Origin of the sequence: Salinicola avicenniae (assembly GCF_023736115.1) — a bacterium.
Classification (GTDB): domain Bacteria; phylum Pseudomonadota; class Gammaproteobacteria; order Pseudomonadales; family Halomonadaceae; genus Salinicola; species Salinicola avicenniae.
Genome location: NZ_JAKQZC010000002.1, coordinates 367,857 through 388,323, shown reverse-complemented (window position 1 = coordinate 388,323; position 20,467 = coordinate 367,857). Strand labels below are relative to the sequence as shown.

Sequence of the window (20,467 nt, the reverse complement as noted above, 5' to 3'; positions counted from 1 at the left end):
AAGTCAGAGGCCAGCGTCGGGACGATAGTGCCTCTCGTGTCATCGTGGTCGGGCGATCGGGCCGGTGACGGTGGCGTTCGCTTCGACGTCCCGCGTGACCACGGCGCCGGCCCCGACGCGGGCATTTTCGCCAACCTCGATCGCCCCCAGAATACTGGCGCCTGCGCCGAGGAAGGCGCCCCGGCGGACTTTGGGGTGACGATCTCCGCTGAGCTTGCCGGTGCCGCCCAGCGTCACGCCATGAAACAGTGTCACGTTGTCCTCGACCACGGCAGTTTCGCCGATCACGATTCCGGCCCCGTGGTCGACGAAAAGTCCGGCACCAAGACGGGCAGCGGGATGAATATCGGCAGCGAACTGCACACTGGCGCGGTACTGCAGGTGGCTGGCCAGATCGGTCAGCCCTTGATGCCACCAGCGATGGGCGACGCGCTGGCACTGTACCGCTCGATAGCCGGGAAAGAAGAGCAGTGGGGTGAAGGGCTCGGGAATCGCGGCATCTTCGTGCAATAGGGCCAGCAGATCTCGCGCCGCCGCATCGGCGATCTTGGGATCGGCCGCGAGCGTGGCGGCGACCTTATCGAGCGCGGCACCCTCGGGGACATCGACGCTGGCGCAGGTCTCGGCGATGACAATCGCCAGCGCATCGGCGAGGTCGTCGGCGCGCAACAGGCAGCGTCTGTAGAGGCCGGCGAGCAGCGGGTCGCGTCGAGTCGCGGTCTCGGCCGCTGCCAGTAGCGTTGGCCACAAATTCCCTCGAGTGATCCAGGCGTGTGACGTCGGTGACATGAAGCGTCCTTGGTCGGTGCGGACGAGCGCTCAGTCCGGCAGGCGATAAAAGTTGAACTCCCTGGAACGGTGCGTCAGCACCAGCTCGTCGGTCCACGCCAACGACACGTTACGGTGGAGGAAGAACACGGCGCCCTCGGTCGGGTCGTCCAGGGTGGCATTGAGGGCTCGGCGGGCGACATCCAGCGCGCCGACGTATTCGTCGGGTTCGCGAACCTCGTCGGGGCGGCCATCGCACCACCAGGAAAACTGGCAGCGGCCGGTCTCCGAGCCCTGTTTGATCACGCCGCAGACGCTGTCCGGAAAATGCGGGTCGGCGACGCGGTTGGTAATCACGCTGGCGACGGCTTCCTGCTCCGCCGTCGCCGTGCCCTTGGTCTCCCAGTAGATCGAACGGGCGAGGCAGGTGATGGCGTCGTCCAGCGGGGCGGTACCGCGCGGGTCTGTCGCCTGGACCCCCGCCGACGTCAGGCGCTGCGCCTTGGGCGCCGGCCTGACGACGTCGGTCTCCTGCAGACGCGCTTCCAGCCGTTGGGCTTTCTGCAGCGCGGTTTCGGCCACCGAATTCGCGGCCGCGTGAGCGCTCGTTCCTGCCAGGCCGATGAGTAGAAGCACGATGGACCGCGCGACCCCTCGTAGAGTCGAGCGGCGAGAACCCTCAGTCATCGTTGCCGACGGTCTGAATGACGTCGAATCCTTCAAAGTGCGGCGGTCCCAGATAGAGCCCTTCGCGCCGGCTCTGACCGGCATTGGCGTGCGCGGCGCGAAAGGCCTCGGAGTGGGTCCACGCCTCGAAGTCCGCGCGGGACTGCCAGATCGTGTGCGAAGCATAGAGCACGTGGTCGTCCACCGCAGGCCCTCGCAGCATATGGAACTCGACGAAGCCGGGCAGCCCCTTCAGGTGCGTTTCGCGCTCGAGCCAGAGCGTCTCGAACTCCTCGGTCCGCTCGGGGTTGACGCGAAAACGATTCATGGCAATGAACATGGAGTAACTCCTCCGCGGATTGGAATAGCGATGTGTCCCGGCGTCGAGCGCGCCGGCGCGGGCCTTGCCGGCCGGCTGGCAACTACCTTGACAGCACCGTGGGCAGAAAGTCGACCCCGGCTTGCGCGGAGGGTTCCATTGGCTCGGCGGCCTGGGACAGTTTCGCGAGATTGACGGCGATGGATGGCGCATGGGCGTGTTGACGATGCCGTCCATCAATGGACTAATTCTGGCAACGCTCACCTTCGGGCAACACTCACCTTCGGGCAACACTCACCGAGCGAACGCACGCATGGATATCCCGCATCAACGCCTGGTCTACTTTCGCGTCACGGTCGAATCCGGTTCCCTGCGCAAGGCAGCGGCCCGGCTAGATATCGCACCATCGGCGGTCAGCCGTCAGATTTCGCTGCTGGAAACGGCCTTCGGCGCCCCCTTGCTCGAGCGCACTTCGCAGGGGATTCGCCCAACCGCGACGGGCGAGATGGTGCTCGACTACTGCCATCGGCGCGGTGTGCTCGATGACGATTTCATCGCGCGCCTGGAAGCCCATCAGCGTCTGGAGACCGGGACGATCTCCCTGGTCGTCGGCGAGGGCTTCATCAGTGACCTGATCGACGCACCGCTCAAGGCCTTCGCCGAGCGGTATCGCGGTGTCCGTCTGGATATCGAGCAGGCGGGTACCGACGAGATCATCGAGTCGGTGGTCGAGGATCGGGCCCACATCGGCCTGATGTTTCACGAGCGGGTGCATCCACAGATTCGTTTCTGGGCCTCCAGCGGCCAGCCGCTGATGGCCATCTTTCCCGCCCACCACCCGCTGGCCGAGTCGAGCACGATGCTCACGCTAGAACAGCTCAGTGACACCTCGATGGCGCTGTGGAAGCCCGGTCATGGCGTCCGTCGACTGGTCGATCAGGCGTTTGCCGCCGAAGGCCTGCGGCCACGCGTGGCAATCGAGACCAACTCCATGGCGGTGCTGCGGCGCGCCGTCGTCGCGGGGATGGGCATGACGCTGCTGCCGCGCTTCGCGGTCGCCCACGAAATGGCGGAGGGGAGTGTGGTGGCCCTGCCGGTCGCCAGCGAGCCGTTTCAGAACTCTCAGGCTCACATGATTACCCGGGTGGGGCGACGTCAGCCGCAGGCCAGCCTCAAATTGCTGCGCCACCTGAGTGGCTGGATGCAGGCCTTTCGCCGAGGCACCGAGTGAGCGACTGGCGTCGTGCGGCGGCAAGATGGGCTCTGCGTGGGAGGCGCCTCCCGCGCAGCATCGGTTTTCTCAGCGCTGCTCGAAGCGCAGTAGGGTGCCGAGCACGCCGGGCGGGATATCGGCTTGCCCCTCCTCGTGACGCCGATAGGGGATGTCGTTGGCCTCCCAGCCGGCGATAGCAGCATCCAGGTCGCGACAGGTCAGCGACAGCGCGACGGCGCGCGGTGGTGTCGGCTCTAGCGCGCCGAGGGTTGGAAAATGGGCGGCGAGTGCTTCCGGTCCCAGCAGGTGACAATCTCCCTTGTGGGTGTGGATCGTCCAGGCGCCTGGGCCACCGCGCACGGCGTTGTCGCCGTGGATGCGGCGGAAGTGCGCGACGTCGTGGTCCGGATCGTCGCTGACATACCAGACCGCCGCGATCGAGGTCACGGTGTTGGCGTGCGCTTCCTGCGTGGGATCGACACGAAAGAGCTCCGGACGCAGCTGCTGACACAGGAACTGGGTCAGGAAGGGGCGCTCGGGGTCGTGAAGGATATCGAGTGCCACGCTGACCTCCTCCTCTCGTCCCCCGGGCAGATGTGCCTGGCGGCGGAAGACGATCGGACAGGCATCGGCAAAGCCACGGGCCGCGACCAGCGCGTGGTCGCGCTGGATGCTGTCGCTGTCCAGCGCGACCATGGCGATCCCGTCGCCCACGCGGCTCAGGCGGCCCTCGATCAGGCGGCCGAACTGGAAGCCATTGTCGTCCGCGTAGTCCAGACACTCGGGGCGCCCGACGCCGATCAATTCGATGAAATTGTTGCTGAAGAACAGCAGGTGGTTGTCGGTTCCCCAGGGGTGCTGGTGGCGCGCGTTGACGTTGAACCCCAGGGCCCGTGCCATCTCGGCGGCCCGTGAAAGGTCGCCGACGGCCAACAGCGGGTGGTCGATGCCGAAGCTCATGGGCGTGTCTGCCGTTGTCTGCGTGATAGTCAGTGTAATCGCAATGCCGTGGTGGCGTCAGCGGATGCCCCGGCCGGCGCGACCCGAGAGCCGCCAGTGGCCGGGGCTGATTGCCAGCGCGTCTTGCGAGGCCTGCCTTTCAAGCTCGCACGTTAACAAGGCGCATCCTGCGAAACCGACGCTAGGCCTTGCCGTCGCCGTAGCCCATAGCCACGCTGGCTTCGGCAGCTGTTTCGACCCAGACGCTTTGCGGCACGGTGTATTCGCGCAGACCGTCGAGCCCGCTGGACCGGCCGAAACCGCTGTCGCGGAAACCGCCGAACGGTGACATGACGTTGATCGCCTTGTAGCTGTTGATCCAGACGGTACCGGCACGCAGCTGGCCGGCGATGCGGTGGGCCCGCGCCGGGTCTTGGGTCCAGACGGCGCCGGCCAGACCGAAGCGGGTCTGGTTGGCGAGCCGAATGGCGTCTTCCTCGTCGTCGAACGGTATTGCCACGAGAACCGGGCCGAACACTTCCTCGCAGGCGATCTCCATATCGGGCGTTACGCCGGCGATCAGCGTCGGTGCGAGATAGTAGCCGCTGGCTTCCTCGGGCAGAGTTTCCGGTCGCTTGCCGCCGGTGACGACACGCGCACCGGCCGCTTCCGCGCGGGTGATCATCGCCGTGACTCGCTCGAACTGGCGCGCGTTCTGCAGCGGCCCCATACGGGTTTCCTCGGCATCCGGCAGGCCGACGTCGATCTGGCTGGCCGCGCGTGCCACGCGCTCGATCACGGTGTCGAATATCTCGCGCTGGATCAGCAGGCGCGAGCCGGCCACACAGCTCTGGCCGGCGGCGGCAAAGATCGCGGCCTGGGCACCGGCCACCGCCTCGTCGATTCTGGCATCGGCAAACACGATATTGGCGGATTTGCCGCCCAGTTCCAGGACGCTCGGCACCAGGCGTCGGGCGCCGGCCTCGGCAATCAGGCGGCCGCTGTCGGGGGAGCCGACAAAGACCAGCTTGCTGATGTCGTCGTGGCCGGTCAGCGCACTGCCGGTGGTTGGCCCGAGACCGTTGACGATATTGATCAGCCCCTTGGGCAGGCCGCCGCGCTCCAGCAGCCGCGCGATGACGACGGAGGAGAAGGGCGTCAGCTCGGAGGGCTTGAGCACGACGCCGTTACCGGCAGCAATCGCCGGCGCCAACTGCCAGGCGCAGGTGAACATTGGAGCATTCCACGGCGTGATCTGCCCCACCACGCCGAAGGGCACATGGCGCACGTAGTTGAGATGCGAGGTCGGTACCGGGATGACCTCGCCGTGCTGTTTGTCGCACCACCCGGCATAGTACTCGAACATCTCGCGTACCTTGCCGACTTCGCCACGACAGTCGCGGATCGGCTTGCCGGCGACCACGCTCTCGAGCTGCGCCAGGCTCTCTTCATGGCCTTCCAGCATGCGCACGGCGCTGTTCATGCATCGGCCGCGTTCGCTCGCGGTCAGCGCCATCCAGGCCTGCTGGGCTTGCGTGGCGGCGGCCACGGCGCGCGCCACGAGCGCGTCTCCGGCATCCCGATAGCACGCCAGCGCGCCACCGGTCGCGGGGTTGGTCAGGGCGATCGTCTCACCTTCCCCGGCGGTGAGCTCGCCGTCGATCCAGTTGGACAGCGGCGTCTCCTCGAGGCTCGAGGCAAGGCCGAACTGGCTCATCAGTTGGCCCAGTTTCTGCTGGGCCTTGAGGTTCAGTGTACTCATGCGGAGGTCTCCTGAGCATCGGGGCCGAAATCAACGCCGGCCTGGGCCAGAATCGGCGAAGTGATGTGGTTGAAGTCGTCGCTGTCGCGGGGGTGCTCATCATCCGCGTGCCAGCGCGCCACGACCTGCGCGAGCAGCGGAAGGTCGAGCGCCAGGCCGTCGGCGGCGTCGCGTGCCAGGCGCAGGTCCTTGCGCATCAGCCCGCTGGTGAAGCCGGAGTCGAAGCGCCCGGAAAGCACCCACTCCGGGAAGTTGACTTCACTGACGGCGCTGCGGCCGGAGCCGCTGTTCAGGCCAGCCAGGCAGGCCGCCGGGTCGACGCCGCCCTGCGCGGCCAGCGCGACGGCCTCGGCGGTCGCCACCAAGTTGGCGGCGCACAGGTAGTTGTTGGCGAGCTTGACCACGTGCCCGCTACCCGGGCCGCCGACTTGGGTGCGCTTGGCCGACATCGCCTCGAGCACCGGCATGACCCGCGCGATGGTGGCGCTGTCGCCGCCGAGCAGCATGCCGAGCTTGCCGCTCGCGGCACCCTTGGGGCCACCGCTGACCGGCGCATCGACCCATTCGAGGCCGGCGTCTATCACGCGCGCGGCCAGCTCGCGGCTGACCACCGGGTCGCTGGTCGAGGTGTCGATGATGACGCTGCCGCGGGGCGCGATATTCAGCAGGCCGGGCGTCTCTTCGATCACCTCACGCACCTGGGCTGAAGTGGGCAGCGACAGTAGATAGATATCGCTTTCGGGCAAGGCATCCGGAGCAACAGTGGTGAGGCCTTGGTCGGCGAGGCGCAGCCGCGCGGCTTCGAAAGCATCGCTGCCGGTGACATCCAGGCCGGCGCGATTCAGCGTCAGGGCCATGTTGCCGCCCATCTGGCCGAGGCCGATGACGGTAATCTTCATGTGACTCTCCTGAAAAAGGGGAAAAGATCTCGGGTGTGGCGGGACCACGGTCGGGTGGGCCGGCCGGCGTGATCGCACGAGTGGCCGGCGCCCCGGTCAGCGGTTCAGCAGATGCCGGACAAGGGCCTGCCAGTACGCCACACCGAGTGGGGCGATAGCGTCGTTGAAGTCGTAAGCCGGGTTGTGCAGCGCGGCGCTGTCGCCGTTGCCGAGCCAGATATAGGCGCCGGGGCGTTCATTGAGCATGAAGGCGAAGTCTTCCGAGCCCATACTGGGGGCCAGATCGCGATGCACGTGGGTAATGCCCGGCAAGGCCGCCAGCACCTCGGCGCAGTCGGCCGCCTGAGCCGGGGTGTTGAGCGTGGCGGGATAGCGCGCCTGATAGTCGAATGCGACGTCCAGATCGTGGAAACGGGCAGTGGCATCGACCGCGTCGCGGAAGCGCTGTTCCAGTTTCGCTTTGAGCGCGGCGTCGAAGCAGCGAACGGTGCCGCGTAGCTCGACGGTCTCGGGTATCACGTTATAGGCGTCGCCGGCGTGGAACTGAGTGACGCTGAGTACTGCCGACTGGTGCGGCGGGGTTTCCCGGCTGACCAGTCCCTGCAGCTGGTTGACCAATTGGCAGGCGGCGAGCACGACGTCCGTGCCAAGGTGTGGCATGGCAGCGTGGCAGCCGCGGCCGGAGAGCGTGAGCGTGAAGACATCGAAGGCCGCCATGACCGCCGTGTCGTGGACGGCGGCTTCGCCGACCGGCAGGCCCGGCCAGTTGTGCAGGCCGTAGACCGCCTCCATCGGAAAGCGCGTGAACAGGCCTTCTTCGACCATCACGCGAGCACCGCCTTCGCTCTCCTCGGCCGGCTGGAAGATGCAGTGCACGGTACCGGCGAAGTCGGGATTCCGAGCCAGCGCACAGGCGGCGCCGAGTAGCATGGTGGTGTGGCCGTCATGGCCGCAGGCGTGCATGCGGCCGGGTGTGGTCGAACGGTAGTCGAAGGTGTTGAGCTCCTCGATCGGCAGGGCGTCGATGTCGGCGCGCAGGCCAATACTGCGCCCGGCCCCTCGGTTGCCTTCGATGGTGGCGACCACCCCGGTCCCGCCACCGAGACCGGTCACCGGGTCGAGACCGTGTTCGCGCAGGATCTCGACGATCCGGTCACTGGTGCGCTGCTCTTCGAAGGCGATCTCGGGGTGGCGATGAAAGTCGCGGCGCCATTCGGTCAGCGTCTGCGGGTCGGGATAGACAGAGAGTGAAGTCACGTTACCTCCGGCGGTAGAGAGCCAGCGGGTCGACGCGTGCGGCCCGCGGGGAGGGCGCGCCCGCCAGCGGGCGCGTCGTTGAAAAAGGAATGGAGCGTCAGCGCCGCCCGGCAATCGTCGTTACAGCAGCAGCTGGGCCACGGCCGCGGAACCGACATAGGTGCCGGTGAAGACCAGCAGCGAAACGACGATCAGCTTCCAGCCGGTCTGACGGAACATGGTGAATTCGCGGCGACTCAGCGCCAGGCCGGCGTAGGCCAGCACCGGTGTGACGATCGCCAGGAAATTGACCGAGGCCAACTGCTCGACCATCCAGGCACTACCGGGGAAGAAGGGCAGCGTCATCACGATGCTGACCAGCGACACCCAGGCCACACCCGGTAGGTAGAAAGGCGCAAAACGGGTGATCATCAAGCCAATCAGGGTCATGGCGTAGAGGATGATCATGCCCGGCAGTGCGGCCGACAGCGACGCGCCATTGATGGTATTGACGATCCAGCCGACGAGACATGCGACGGCCAGTACCCCGGCGGTCTTGCCGAGATCCTGCTCAGGGCGCTCTTCGGCCGGCGGCGACTGCGCGTCGTCGGTCGCCATGGCGCCGACGCTGCTGGCGGCCCGCGTGCGTCCGCCGAGCCTGGCATAGAGCCACTCCGCGACCGGCAGGGCGATGAACAGCGAGACGTAGAGGCCCGTGGCGTAGGTCAGCAGGTTGCTGGCACCGGCGAAAGCGAGCAGGTCATCGGCGAGGTCCGGCACGGCGCCGGCCAGCGCGCCCGAGCAGGCCGCGACCATACTGCCGCTGCCGACGCCGCAGGCCATGGCCAGCGCGCGAGGATCGAATAGATCCATGGACGCCAGATAGCCCGCCATCAGTGCGAACCAGAGCGTACCGAACATGGTGCCGACCACATAGACGCCCATCACGCCGATGCCCTCGGGCCCCTTCAGACCGTACTTGTCGGAGATGATCGCGATATTGGGTTCCCGCGCAATCGAGTAGGTGGCGCCGATCGCCTCCCGGCCCATCTTGAGCAGAATCACCGCGACCGGCAGCGCCACCAGCATGGTGCCGAGGTTGCCCAGCTCCTGTAGAACCAGCGCCGGTCCGGCACTGATGATCTGGTCGATTGCCGGACCGATGGTCGCGCCGAAGCGCGCGATGAACGGCATGATCGAGATCAGGATCAGCGGGGTCGCCGCTTGACTGACGCTTTCCGGCAGGAATCGCTTCGTGCCGGAAAAGAGATGCGGGTTGAGGAGTACGCCGAGAATGAAGGCGTAGAACAGCGGCAGCAGGAGCAGGGTGCCGGGGCCGAGGGGCAGCTTGAGAATGCCAATCCATTCGCTGGCAAGCGAGACGACCACGACCAGCAGGTGCAGACGCCAGTTGAGCAGTTGCGACAAAGTCATCGGACGCGACCTCATTATTGTTGGTGGAGAGGTGTTGTCTCGAGTATCGGGAGAGAGCGTGATCGAATGAAAGTCGATGCGTGTTCTGTTAATTGGATGGCGAGGTCGTCTTGACCGGCACCTCGGTTCGGGCCCATGGCCAAAAAAAACGGGGTGGGCCCTTGGGCCCACCCCGTCTTCCGGTCTAGCACCGGCCGGTTGTCGACGTCATTCGTCTTCCGGCAGCGCGTAGACGACCACCTGGTCACCGACCTGATCTTTCAGGATGGTGTTGCCACCGGCGACGAAGGCCACGTACTGACGGCCGTTGTACTCGTACACCGAGGGGTTGGCGACGGCGGGGGCTTCAGCCTGGTCTTCCCACAGCTCTTCGCCGGTTTCCAGCGAGTAGGCGCGGACCTTGGCATCCATCGAGGCGCCGATGAAGATCACACCCCCCGCGGTGACCGCCGGGCCACCGATGGTCGGGGAGCCCCAGCTTTCCGGCATGAAGAAGCCGAACTGCTGCGAAGCGCCCACCGGACGGCGCCACTTGACGTCACCGGTATGCATGTCGATCGCCACCAGCTCGCCGAACGGCGGTTTCCAGCACGGCATGCCGAGCCAGTTCGTCGCGACTTCCAGACGCATGCCGTACGGTGCGCCTTCCTGCGGGGCGAAGCCGCTTTCGTTGCCCGAACCGTCGGCCGCCTGCTCGTAGTCCTCGCGGGAGTAGAGCTTGAGGTACTGCACGATGTGCGACACGTTGACGATGGCGGTCTGGCTCTCCGGATCGAAGGCCACGCCGCCCCACTGTACGCCGCCGGCGCTGTCGGGGTAGGTCAGGGTACCTTCACCGCGCGTCGTTGCCGGGGTGTACATGCCCTCGTACCAGAGATCATCCCACAGGCGCGAGCACTGGCCGCCGCTGACCGCATCGGCCAGGCCCCAGATTTCGGGCTTCTCGGACTGGTCGAGCAGCGGTGCGGGCTTGGTCGGGAACGGCTGGGTCGGTGCGTAGACTTCGCCATCGACGGTGCCGTCGCCACCCGGGACCGGGCGTTCCTCGATCGGCCAGATGTCTTCGCCGGTCAGGCGGTTGACCACGAACAGGAAGCCCATCTTGGTGGCCTGGACCAGCGCGGGAACGTCTTCACCGTCGACGGTGATGTCCATCAGCGTCGGTGCGGCGTTGATGTCGTAATCCCAGATATCGTGGTGAACCCACTGGCGCGACCAGACGACGTCGCCTGTCTCGATGTCGAGCGCGGTGGTCGAGGTGCCCAGCGGGGCCGACTCGGTGCGGTTACCGCCCCAGTAGTTCGGCGACGGGGAGGAGACCGGCAGATAGATCATGCCGTTCTGTTCGTCGACGGACATATGGGTCCAGACGTTGGCGGTACCGCTCTTCTCGCGCATCTCGTCGGAGAGGGCCTGGAAGGTCCACTCGCGCTCGCCGGTCTGAGCGTTGACTGAGAAGACGGTGCCCGGAGGCGCCTCGGCGTAGGCCCAGTCCTTGCCGGCCCAGCCGAAAATGATGTGATCGCCGACCACATTGGGCGGCTGCAGCAGCGACAGCGGATACTTGGCGTGCGTGTCGTTCCACTGGTTGACGTCGAGCATGCCGTTGTCGGCGAAGTCGGCACAGCGCTCGCCGGTATCGGCGTCAAGCGCATAGAGCTTGGCGTCGACGGTGCCCATATAGACGATCTTCTGGCAGGACTCGCCTTCGACCGGGTTTTCCGCTTCCCAGTAGGAAACGCCGCGGTTCTTGAGGACCGGCTGGGTCAGCGCTTCACGCGGTGCCTCGGTATCGAAACTCCACTTTTCTTCGCCAGTACCCGGGTCGAGCGCGATCAGGCGATAGAAGGGGGTACCGATATAGACGGTATCGTTGGCGAAGATCGGGGTTGCCGACCAGACCGAGGCCGGGGTGTCGCCGGAGCCGTCGGAAACGTCGCCGGTGTGGTACTCCCAGACTTTCTCGAGATCGCCGACGTTATCTTCGGTGATCTGGGTGAGCGGGCTGTACTTCTGCGCATTGTCCTGACCGTGGAAGCTGTCCCAGGTCGGGGTTTCCGGCACCAGCGGAATCGGCGGGCCGCTGCGCGTCTCGGCGCTGGCGGTGGCGTCGTTACCCGCGCCATCGTCGGCATTGTCGGTGGTCTGCGTATCGCCGGCTGCCTGGCTGTCGGCGGCGTCCACATTGAGTTCGTTCTGCGCGCCCTGAGAGGCTTCGGGCGCCTGCTCCTGGGCCAGCAGGGGCAGGGGCGCGAGCAGCAGCGCCAGCGCCGTGGCCGTGCCCAGACGCTGGGCGGTGGAGATCAAGGTAGGCATTTGGCGGTTCCTCATGAATGCGCGGTGCTGGCGGTGCCGCGGGTCGTGGCATCAATGATCAGGCCGACGAGACCCAAGGCCATGGCGGCGGTGAACCACCATTGGTGCAGCAGCAGGCCGGCGAAGCCGGTGCCGAGCAGTCCGACCAGAATCAGAATGCTCAGGGCGATGCGTGCGCCACGGCCGCTGGCGGCACGCAGGATCAGCGCTAGCACGGCGAGGAGGATAGAGGCCAGGATGACGACCAGGGCCCCGAGCGAGTCGGTGACGCCGGTGAGCGGCGTGAGATAGGCGTAGAGTGCCAGGGCCAGCCCGACGAGCGAGGCCACAAGCAGCACGATCGCCCCCAATCGCGATGATCGAGATTGCGACATGGTTAGTTTGTCTCCCTTTTGAGATCCCGGATGATCCACTTGGCTTGATGGTGACGGCGGCGTGCGGGTGGTCGAAGCGATCGTGACGCCTGCGACGCCGTGTCACAGCGCGAATATTCTAGCAAGTCAGCTCGGGTGCCGCTGATTTTTTTGTTAGCAGGTAAATGGATTCGTCAATTCACCATTAGCGGCATGCCGCTCACGCAGCAGGGCTATGCCGGTCAAGCCCTGCCACGGCAGTGCGGCCAGCCCGCGTATTTGCCGCCCGCAGGAGCAGCCAGCATAATGACCGGCCAGTTACGCCGCAGAGACGAGTTGCATGGATTCCTTCACCACCATCGGCCTGATCGGCCGATTGGGCAGCGACAAGGTGGTCGAGACGCTCAAGCGCCTGGTGATCTTTCTCGAGCGCCGCGAGCTGGAGATCGTCATCGAGGATCGTACGGCGGCGCTACTGCCCGAACATGGCCATCGGGAAGCGCGGCGGCGCGAGCTGGGCACGCTATGCGACCTGGTCATCGTCGTTGGCGGTGATGGCAGTCTGCTTGGCGCGGCGCGAGCGCTTTGCCACAGCGCGACGCCGGTACTCGGCATCAATCGCGGACGACTCGGTTTCCTGACCGATATCTCCCCGGACGAGGTCGAGCAGAAGGTGGCCGAGGTGCTGGAAGGACAGTACGACAGCGAGCGTCGATTCCTGCTTGAGGCCGAGCTCTATCGCGGCGAACGGTTGGTCGGTACCGGCAGCAGTCTCAACGACGTGGTAGTGCATCCGGGCAAAGCGGCACGGATGATCGAGTTCGAGCTGTTCGTCGACGACCGTTTCGTCTACTCCCAGCGCTCCGATGGCCTGATCATGTCGACGCCGACTGGCTCGACCGCCTATTCGCTCTCCGGCGGCGGACCGATCGTCCATCCGGGGCTTGAAGCGATTACGTTGGTACCCATGTTTCCGCATACGCTCTCCAGTCGGCCGATCGTGATCGATGCCGCCAGCGAGATTCGTATCCATATCGGCGATATCAATCAGACCTATCCGCACGTCAGCTGCGACGGCCAGACGCGCGTCGTGTGCAAGGCCGGCGACATTCTCTACGTACGCCGCAAAGCCCAGCGCCTGACACTGATTCATCCGCGCGGTCACAGCTTCTTCGAGGCCTGCCGCTCCAAGTTGGGCTGGAGCAGCAGGCTGGGAGACTGAGCATGGTCTGGCGAGCGGGCTTCGAAGGCTATGACCTGATCGGCGACGTCCACGGCTGTGGGCGCACGCTGGTCCGGCTGCTCGAGAAGCTTGGCTACCGGGCGGAGGACGGTATCTTTCGCCACCCGTGCCGTCGGGTCATCTTCCTCGGCGACCTCATCGACCGCGGACCGAGCATCCGGTTGGCGGTGTCAGTCGCCCGGCGGATGGTCGACGCCGGCGAGGCGCATATCGTGATGGGCAACCACGAATACAATGCGCTGGCCTACTGTCACCCGGCGCCCGCCGGTAGCGAGCGCGACTGGCTACGCGAGCACTCGCCGCGCAACAACCGCATCATCGGCGATACGCTCAAGCAGTTTCACGCGCATCCGTTGGAGTGGGAGCAGTGTCTGGCGTGGTTCATGACCCTGCCGCTATGCCTCGAGCGGGATGGATTGCGCGTGGTGCATGCCTGCTGGGACGAGGCGCTGATCGGCGCCCTGCGCGAGCGCTTCCCGGACGCGCGCATCGACCCGGACTTTCTCGTCGAATCCACCCGGCAGGGCACGCTGGCTCACCGAATCATGGACCGGCTGACCCGCGGCACGCAGATGCCGCTACCGCCTGGCATGGAGATCCGCTCCGGCGACGGTTTCACGCGTCGGGCGTTTCGCACGCATTTCTGGTGTCGAGAACCGCGCACCTACGGTGACGTGGTATTTCAGCCCGACAACCTGCCTGAGGGGCTGGAACACCACCCGCTGGACGCGCGGGAGCGCGAGCGCCTCAGCTATTATCCCGAATCGGCACCGCCGTTGTTCGTCGGTCACTACTGGTGTCAGGGCGTGCCGGCACTGCCTCGCGCCAATATCGCCTGTCTCGATTACAGCGCGGTGAAGTATGGGCGGCTGGTGGCCTACCGTTGGAACGGTGAAACCCGGCTGGATGCCAACCGTTTCGTCTGGGTCGGTGTCGAGCGCGCGGGCGCGGCCTGATCGGATGTCGTCATCGTGTCGACCGGCGCAGCCACCAGCGGAGAGGCTGGCGCAAGAAGTCGTCGAGAATTTCATGTTTTCACGATTTTACATCTTTTTTGACCACTGTTTTTGAAGGAATTTTCTGCCATGCCGGCAACAAAAGCGGGGTATCGTGGATTTTTTTCTATATCAGTGGGAACTCCTTAAGCCATTGCCTCTCAAACGTAGTGTTCCCTTGAATGATCCCTTGCTCTTATCCGGCGGCCCTCCCGCCGGATTTTTCTTTTCAGGATCTGTAGACTGACGCCCCGTGGCGGCTCGGCGGCCGCGACCTCCTCGCGTCGGTGACTGGTTTGCCGGCATACCGCTTGCCAGCGCGTCGGATTTTTTTCATCGGATCTTTCCCATGTACAAACTGCTTGCGCTGCCCGAGGACCTGGACACGCGTTCCCTGCGCCAGGCGCTCTGGGCACACCACATCGGCCACCAGTTCACGCATCAGGACGAGCAGCAGATCCTCTGGCTGGCCGATCCGCATCAGCGTGAAGCGGCCGCTCGACTGATCGAGCTCTGGCACCGTGGCGAGCTGGACCGGGCAACGGCGGCCGCACCGCGCCGCCGCCTTCCCAGCATCACTGGCCAGGCCTTCGGTCAGGCGCCGCTGGCAGCCGGGCTTATCGCCTGTTGCGTGCTGATCTTTCTGGGGATGAGTGTGGCCGGCGATGCCATCGTGCGAGCTTTCACCATCGTGCCGCTGGAGGTCGTCGGTCGGCGCCTGTCTCCCGGCGACCTGATCGGCGACACCCTGGCCGGCGGCCAAGTTTGGCGGCTGTTCACCCCGGCGTTCCTGCACTTCAGCTGGATGCACCTGATCTTCAATATGCTCTGGGTCTGGTACTTCGGCCGGCAGATCGAGGCGATTCAGGGCCGGGCGCGGTTGGCATGGCTGGTGGCGCTCTCGGCACTGGCCTCCAACCTGGCGCAGTACGCCACCGGTAGCGTGCTGTTCGGTGGCATGTCCGGTGTCGACTATGCACTGCTCGTCTACGTCTGGCTGATGTCGCGTCGTCGCCCCGGCATGGGCTTCTTCGTGCCGCAGATGCTGGTCGTCTTCATGCTGGGATGGATGGTGTTTACGATGACCGGTCTGGCCGACGCCATTGGCTTCGGCAATGTCGCCAACGAGGCTCACCTGGGTGGGTTGTTGATCGGGCTGATCGTTGGCTGGCTGGCCAGCGGCAAGGTGCAAGGAGAGAAAAGATGAGCGAGATGAATTTCGATCGCATGGTGGGGCAGATGACGCCAGCGATGTACGAGAGCTTCAAGCAGGCGATCCAGCTGAGGAAGTGGCCCGATGGCAGACGCCTGACCGGGGAACAGACCGAGCTGTGCCTGGAGGCGGTGATCAAGTACGAGCAGATCCATGACGTGCCTGCGGATCAGCGTGTCGGCTACCTGGAGCGCAACGAGTGCAGCTCGGGCGACCCCGCCACTTCCGAAGAAGCTGCGGTCAAATGGATCAACTGATCGCCGACGACGCCCCGCGGTCGATCGCCGGGGCGCTGCGCAAGCTGGAGATCAGCCTGCCGCCGAGCGGCCGGGCGGAGTATCACTTGCGCGCCGGCGAGCGCACGCTGGCGCTCAACGCGCTGCTTGGGCATCACCTGCGCCTACGACATACCGGCGAGATCCGCTGCGTGCACTGTGACCGGTTCACCCGCAAGAGCTTCGGTCAGGGCTACTGCTATCCCTGTTTCAAGTCCCTGGCGCAGTGCGATCTCTGTATCGTGCGCCCGGAGACTTGCCACTATTTCCAAGGCACCTGCCGCGAACCTGACTGGGGTGAGCGTCACTGTTTCCGACCCCACGTGGTCTATCTCGCCAATGCCTCGGGGCTGAAGGTGGGCATCACGCGGGGCACCAACACGCCGACGCGCTGGCTTGATCAGGGCGCGATTCAGGCGCTGCCGATTCTCGAGGTGGAGACACGGCAGCAGTCCGGTCTGGTCGAAACCCTGTTCAAGGCACACGTTTCCGACCGCACCAACTGGCGGGCGATGCTCAAGGGCGAGGTCGAGACGCTTGATTTGCCGGCGGAACGGGACCGGCTGCTGGCGGTGGTCGCGTCAGAGCTGGATGCGCTGCGGGCCACTCATGGAGAGACGTCGATTCGTGACGTCGAGGCGGCGTCACCACTGACGATCGGCTATCCGGTCGCGACCTGGCCGCGCAAGATCGTCTCCCACAATCTCGACAAGACGCCCGAGATCGACGGCGTCCTGATGGGGCTGAAAGGGCAGTATCTGATCCTGGACAGCGGGGTCATCAATCTGCGCAAGTATTCTGGCTATCGGGTCGAGGTGGAAGCCGCCTGAGCCCGCCGGGGTGAGGCGGCCCGCCCCCAGATTCGTTGCTCGAGGGCCTTGTGAGCCCGGATAGAAGCGAGCGGCGCACAGCGTCGCCGCCTGCCCCGTTAGCCCGCTGTCGCCGGCGTGTTTCGCTGGCGCGCTGTAGCTGGCGTATTCCGCTGGCGCTCCATCCTTGCGAGGAAAACCTGCATCACCCGCTCATAGAGCGCGTCCTTCAACACCACGTCCTCAACGCCAACATCCAGATTCGGATTGTCGTTGACCTCGATCACCACCACCCGATCTCCGATCTGCTTGAGGTCGACGCCATAGAGGCCGTCGCCGATCAAGCGGGTGGCGCGTAGCGCCGCGCGTACCACCGGCGCCGGGACGTCGGCCGGATCGTGAGTGGTAAAGCCGCCGCTGCGGGTCTTGCCGCTGGAGTGGTCATAGATCTGCCAGTGACCGCGTGCCATGTAATAGCGGCTGGCGAACAGCACCTTGCCGTCGAGCACGCCGATTCGCCAGTCGAAGTCCGTCGGCAGCCACTCCTGCAGCAACAGCAGCGCCGAGGATTCGAACAGTGTCGGCGCTTCGGAGAGGAGCTCCTCGCGCGAGCGAATCTTCACCACGCCGCGGGAGAAGGCGCCATCCGGCACTTTCAGCACCAGCGGATAGTCCAGCCCCTTGAGCTTGTCGTCGAGCCGCCGCATATCTCGGCGGTGCAGCAGTTGGCCGCGTGGCGCCGGGATTCGATGCGTCTGCAGCAAGGCATGCAGAAAGATCTTGTTGGTGCAGCGCAGAATCGACTGCGGATCGTCGATCACCACCAGGCCTTCGTGCTCGGCCTTTTTGGCCATGCGGTAGGTATGGTGGTCGAGACGCGTCGTCTCGCGAATGAACAGACCGTCGAATTCGGCCAGGCGCCCGGCGTCGCGATGGGTGATCAGGCGCACGTCGATGCCAAGGCGGCGGCCGGCCCGTATGAAGCGCTTGATGGCGCCCTTGTTGCTCGGCGGCAGTGTCTCTTCAGGGTTGACCAGGATCGCCAGGTCGAAACGATAGCGGCGGCGCGCCCGCGGCGTGCGCCAGACGCGAGTGGAGTGGCGGTTGAGTGCGCTGGCGAAACGGTCCTCCTCGCCGTTGACCAGTGCGGTCAATGCCAGCGGGCGGAGTCGCGTCAGCCGCCAAGCGCCCTGACGCTTCTCGAAGCGGGCTTCGAGCAGTGGTAGAGGCAGACGTTCGAATAGGCGCCGGGCCAGCCGCGTGAGTTCCGGCTGTTCGCATTCTCCGAAGAGTACCCGCAGTGTCAGCGAGTCTCCCGCCAGGGCGCCGCGGCGATCCAGTTCCAGCAGTAGCGGGTCGAGTGCGGCCAGCTGCATGTCGATCAGTGCCTTGCGCGACAACTGGTTGAGCGTCTCGACATTCGGCAGCACGCGCTGGTCGCGGGCCTGGGCCAGCAACGATACGTAATACCCGGTCTCGAGATAGTCCAGATTGCCACACAGGTTGATGACGTGGGTGGTGTCGTCCACGGTCGCGGCCTGATCCAGCGCGAGAAACGCCTCGGCGGTGATCAGATCCTCGGTCGGATAGTAAGGCTGCCAGTCGGCCAGGCGGTCGACGACGATACGCAAGCGAGACATGCACAATGACTCCATTCCAGAGACGTCGGTCCGACACGCGCCGGGGAGGCGATCGACCGGGGGCGATGCCGGTGACCAGCGCTTTCGACCGGTCGGCCAGCGCCGTCGACAGATCAAGCGTCGCCGTCGGCGACGGGCGTTATCCAGCGGTTGATACGGCGGCGTCGAGGTCGCTAGCATGCGACGCGTCATCGGCGGCGACAAGCCGCTGCGAGCGTGAAATAATTTCATCGCCATCGGCGGCGGTCAGACATGACAGCCGGCCTATCGCGCCCCTGAAAACTTTTCCTGAATGAGCGATCCGCATGACCCGTGTCCTGCGTCCCGGCCAGCCGGCCGACTGTGACGCCCTGTATCAACTGGAAGAACGCTGCTTCGAAGGCGACCGCTTCAGTCGTCGCCAGCTGGCGCATCTGCTGACGCGTGCCAACGCCGTGACGCTGGTGGCGGTCGATGACGATAGCCGGGTCATCGGCTATGGGACGCTATTGTTCCGGCGCAACAGCGTCACGGCGCGGCTCTACTCCTTTTGTGTCGATCCCGATGCACGTGGCGGTGGTCTGGGGCGCGCGCTCCTCGAGGCACTGGAACAGGCAGCGCGGCAGCGCGGCAGTCAGCGTCTGGCACTCGAGGTTCGCGCCGACAACCGGGTCGCGATGGGGCTCTATCGCCGCACGGGCTATGTCGCGCATCGCTGGCTCGACGACTACTATGCCGACGGCTGCGCCGCCTGGCGGATGGACAAGCGGCTCGAATTCGTCGAGACGCCGCCTGCGGCCGCCAACCACTGAAGACCGGATGCCGGTAAGCCGGCATCGCTTGCTGAGGACTCTGCATCATGCCTTCTTTCGATATCGTTTCCGAATTCGACCGCCACGAAGCGACCAATGCGGTCGACCAGGCAAATCGGGAAATCCAGACCCGCTTCGATTTCCGCGGCGTCGACGCCAGCTATAGCCTGGAAGGCGATACCGTCTCCCTCGAGGCGGATGCGGAATTCCAGCTGCAGCAGATGATCGACGTGCTGCGCAATAAGCTGATCGCGCGTGGTATCGACCCACGCTGCATGGAGATCCAGGACGCGCAGACGGCCGGCGTCAAGGCGCGTCAGCAGGTGGTGCTGAAGCAGGGCCTCGAGCAGGCCGACGCCAAGGCGATCGTGAAGCAGCTCAAGGACGCCAAGCTCAAGGTGCAGGCCGCGATCCAGGGTGACAAGGTGCGCGTCAGCGGCAAGAAGCGCGATGACCTGCAGCAGGCGATCGCGCTGTTGAAAGGGGAGAACGGCCCGGAGCTGGCGCTGCAGTACAACAATTTTCGCGACTGAAACGTTCGCGACTGAAACGTTCGCGATTGAAATATGTGGCGATGGCGCCGAGAGGGGAGGTCGTATCGGGCGCTGCCATCGTGCGCCGAGCCGGCGGCGGCCGCCATGGCTCGCGACACCGAGGCGGCGCCTGTTTCAGGGGCGCGCTCGCCAGGAACGTCGCGTCTCAGGCGGCGACGTGGGCCGCCCCGGCGATCTCCTCGCTCCCCAGCGCCAGCATGCTCAGATTGCCGTACATGAAGCTCTCGTGGAGGACCGCCAGCGGGGCGCCCTCCATGGCGCCGAGACACATCAGCAGTGGCAGGAAATGTTCCGGTGTGGGATGAGCGTAGCGACCGTTCGGCGATACCTGCTGCCAGTGCTTCAGGGCTTCGAGGTTGCCTTGTTGCGCGATATCGATCACCCAGTCGTGGAAGTGACGGGCCCAGGTATCCGGCGCGTCGTGGGCGGCATGGCGATCACCGAGATTGTGTGTCGCGGCGCCGGAGCCGATCAGTAGCAGGTCATTGGCCTCGGCCCAGCGCCCCAGCGCGGCGGCGATAGCCAACTGACCGCTGGTGTCGATCTGCATTGGTACGCTGACCGGTATCAACGGCACCTCGGCTTCGGGCCACACCAGCGACAGTGGTGACCAGATGCCGTGATCGAGCGGTCGCGACGAATCGAGGCGCGCGTCGATACCAGTCATCGTCAGAGTCCGGGCCAGCGCGGCTGCGGTCTCGGGCAAGCCGGGTGCCGGATAGCGCAGGTCGTAGAGGGGCCGCGGGAAGCCATGGAAGTCATGCCAGGTGTCGGGTGCCGGGGCGCTGCCCAGCACCAACGTGGGGGTCTCGAAATGGGCCGAGATGACCAGTGCGCCACGGGGCTTCGGTAGACGCTCGCCCAGCGTTCGGAGAAAGTCCCTGGCAGGGTGGTCGGTGAGCGTGAGATCGGGAGACCCGTGGGAGAGATACAGCACGCGTCGGTGGTTCATGGTCGCCGTTACCGGTCTTGGATGTGGCGCCAGATTACGCCTTTGGCGACGGCTCGCCAGCCAGTGCGACGCGAATGGCCTATTTCCCTT

20 protein-coding genes are annotated in these 20,467 nt (G+C 65.4%); 8 read left to right on the top strand and 12 right to left on the bottom strand.

Features of this window, described 5'->3' with window-relative positions:
- Positions 1–39 precede the first annotated feature (39 nt).
- From epsC to hmuQ, 3 genes are read right to left on the bottom strand one after another with little or no spacing between them, the layout of a single operon-like run.
- Positions 40–789, bottom strand: coding sequence for a serine O-acetyltransferase EpsC (epsC, locus tag MC381_RS05220; protein ID WP_251976678.1), 750 nt, complete (start codon positions 787–789; stop codon positions 40–42).
- A gap of 30 nt (positions 790–819) precedes the next feature.
- Entirely contained in the window at positions 820–1,404 is a 585-nt protein-coding gene (locus MC381_RS05215; RefSeq protein ID WP_251976677.1) for a cell wall hydrolase, read from the bottom strand.
- A gap of 43 nt (positions 1,405–1,447) precedes the next feature.
- On the bottom strand, positions 1,448–1,774 hold the full coding sequence (gene hmuQ / locus MC381_RS05210; RefSeq protein ID WP_251976676.1) for a heme-degrading protein HmuQ: 327 nt from the start codon (positions 1,772–1,774) through the stop codon (positions 1,448–1,450).
- 292 nt (positions 1,775–2,066) lie between these two features.
- Between hmuQ and MC381_RS05205 the strand changes: the two genes are divergently transcribed.
- A complete protein-coding gene (locus MC381_RS05205) occupies positions 2,067–2,984 on the top strand; it encodes a LysR family transcriptional regulator (protein ID WP_251976675.1) in 918 nt (305 codons plus the stop codon).
- Between the two features lie 69 nt (positions 2,985–3,053).
- Here the strand turns inward: MC381_RS05205 and MC381_RS05200 are convergent, their stop codons facing one another.
- The 7 genes from MC381_RS05200 to MC381_RS05170 all read right to left on the bottom strand — a co-directional run bounded on the left by MC381_RS05200 (position 3,054) and on the right by MC381_RS05170 (position 11,926).
- The gene (locus tag MC381_RS05200) at positions 3,054–3,926 is read right to left on the bottom strand and encodes a VOC family protein (protein WP_251976674.1); all 873 of its coding nucleotides are present in this window, start codon (positions 3,924–3,926) and stop codon (positions 3,054–3,056) included.
- Between the two features lie 181 nt (positions 3,927–4,107).
- The gene (locus MC381_RS05195; RefSeq protein ID WP_251976673.1) at positions 4,108–5,667 is read right to left on the bottom strand and encodes an aldehyde dehydrogenase family protein; all 1,560 of its coding nucleotides are present in this window, start codon (positions 5,665–5,667) and stop codon (positions 4,108–4,110) included.
- A complete protein-coding gene (locus MC381_RS18335) occupies positions 5,664–6,614 on the bottom strand; it encodes an NAD(P)-dependent oxidoreductase (RefSeq protein ID WP_264297424.1) in 951 nt (316 codons plus the stop codon). Before MC381_RS18335 ends, MC381_RS05195 begins: the two co-directional genes overlap by 4 nt.
- A gap of 48 nt (positions 6,615–6,662) precedes the next feature.
- The gene (locus tag MC381_RS05185) at positions 6,663–7,823 is read right to left on the bottom strand and encodes a M20 aminoacylase family protein (protein WP_251976671.1); all 1,161 of its coding nucleotides are present in this window, start codon (positions 7,821–7,823) and stop codon (positions 6,663–6,665) included.
- 120 nt (positions 7,824–7,943) lie between these two features.
- Positions 7,944–9,236: a DUF3100 domain-containing protein gene (locus MC381_RS05180; protein WP_251976670.1), complete on the bottom strand. Its 1,293-nt coding sequence runs from the start codon at positions 9,234–9,236 to the stop codon at positions 7,944–7,946.
- Positions 9,237–9,443: 207 nt separating this feature from the next.
- On the bottom strand, positions 9,444–11,552 hold the full coding sequence (locus MC381_RS05175) for a pyrroloquinoline quinone-dependent dehydrogenase (RefSeq protein WP_251976669.1): 2,109 nt from the start codon (positions 11,550–11,552) through the stop codon (positions 9,444–9,446).
- Between the two features lie 11 nt (positions 11,553–11,563).
- Positions 11,564–11,926 (bottom strand): hypothetical protein, encoded by a 363-nt coding sequence (locus tag MC381_RS05170; protein ID WP_251976668.1) that lies wholly within the window; start codon positions 11,924–11,926, stop codon positions 11,564–11,566.
- Positions 11,927–12,245: 319 nt separating this feature from the next.
- On the opposite strand from MC381_RS05170, the gene MC381_RS05165 reads away from it, so the two are divergent.
- The 5 genes from MC381_RS05165 to MC381_RS05145 all read left to right on the top strand — a co-directional run bounded on the left by MC381_RS05165 (position 12,246) and on the right by MC381_RS05145 (position 16,461).
- On the top strand, positions 12,246–13,127 hold the full coding sequence (locus MC381_RS05165; RefSeq protein ID WP_251976667.1) for an NAD(+) kinase: 882 nt from the start codon (positions 12,246–12,248) through the stop codon (positions 13,125–13,127).
- A gap of 2 nt (positions 13,128–13,129) precedes the next feature.
- Positions 13,130–14,104 (top strand): metallophosphoesterase, encoded by a 975-nt coding sequence (locus MC381_RS05160; protein WP_251976666.1) that lies wholly within the window; start codon positions 13,130–13,132, stop codon positions 14,102–14,104.
- 388 nt (positions 14,105–14,492) lie between these two features.
- Positions 14,493–15,350, top strand: coding sequence for a rhomboid family intramembrane serine protease (locus MC381_RS05155; protein ID WP_251976665.1), 858 nt, complete (start codon positions 14,493–14,495; stop codon positions 15,348–15,350).
- Positions 15,347–15,613, top strand: coding sequence for a YeaC family protein (locus MC381_RS05150; RefSeq protein WP_251976664.1), 267 nt, complete (start codon positions 15,347–15,349; stop codon positions 15,611–15,613). Before MC381_RS05155 ends, MC381_RS05150 begins: the two co-directional genes overlap by 4 nt.
- Positions 15,601–16,461: a DUF2797 domain-containing protein gene (locus MC381_RS05145; protein ID WP_251976663.1), complete on the top strand. Its 861-nt coding sequence runs from the start codon at positions 15,601–15,603 to the stop codon at positions 16,459–16,461. Before MC381_RS05150 ends, MC381_RS05145 begins: the two co-directional genes overlap by 13 nt.
- Positions 16,462–16,559: 98 nt before the next feature.
- On the opposite strand, the gene MC381_RS05140 is transcribed toward MC381_RS05145, so the two are convergent.
- Positions 16,560–18,080: a RimK family ATP-grasp domain-containing protein gene (locus MC381_RS05140; protein ID WP_251976662.1), complete on the bottom strand. Its 1,521-nt coding sequence runs from the start codon at positions 18,078–18,080 to the stop codon at positions 16,560–16,562.
- Between the two features lie 305 nt (positions 18,081–18,385).
- Between MC381_RS05140 and MC381_RS05135 the strand changes: the two genes are divergently transcribed.
- Positions 18,386–18,871 (top strand): GNAT family N-acetyltransferase, encoded by a 486-nt coding sequence (locus tag MC381_RS05135; RefSeq protein ID WP_251976661.1) that lies wholly within the window; start codon positions 18,386–18,388, stop codon positions 18,869–18,871.
- Between the two features lie 47 nt (positions 18,872–18,918).
- Entirely contained in the window at positions 18,919–19,404 is a 486-nt protein-coding gene (locus MC381_RS05130) for a YajQ family cyclic di-GMP-binding protein (protein WP_251976660.1), read from the top strand.
- 166 nt (positions 19,405–19,570) lie between these two features.
- On the opposite strand, the gene MC381_RS05125 is transcribed toward MC381_RS05130, so the two are convergent.
- A complete protein-coding gene (locus MC381_RS05125) occupies positions 19,571–20,377 on the bottom strand; it encodes a DODA-type extradiol aromatic ring-opening family dioxygenase (protein ID WP_251976659.1) in 807 nt (268 codons plus the stop codon).
- Between the last annotated feature and the right edge of the window lie 90 nt (positions 20,378–20,467).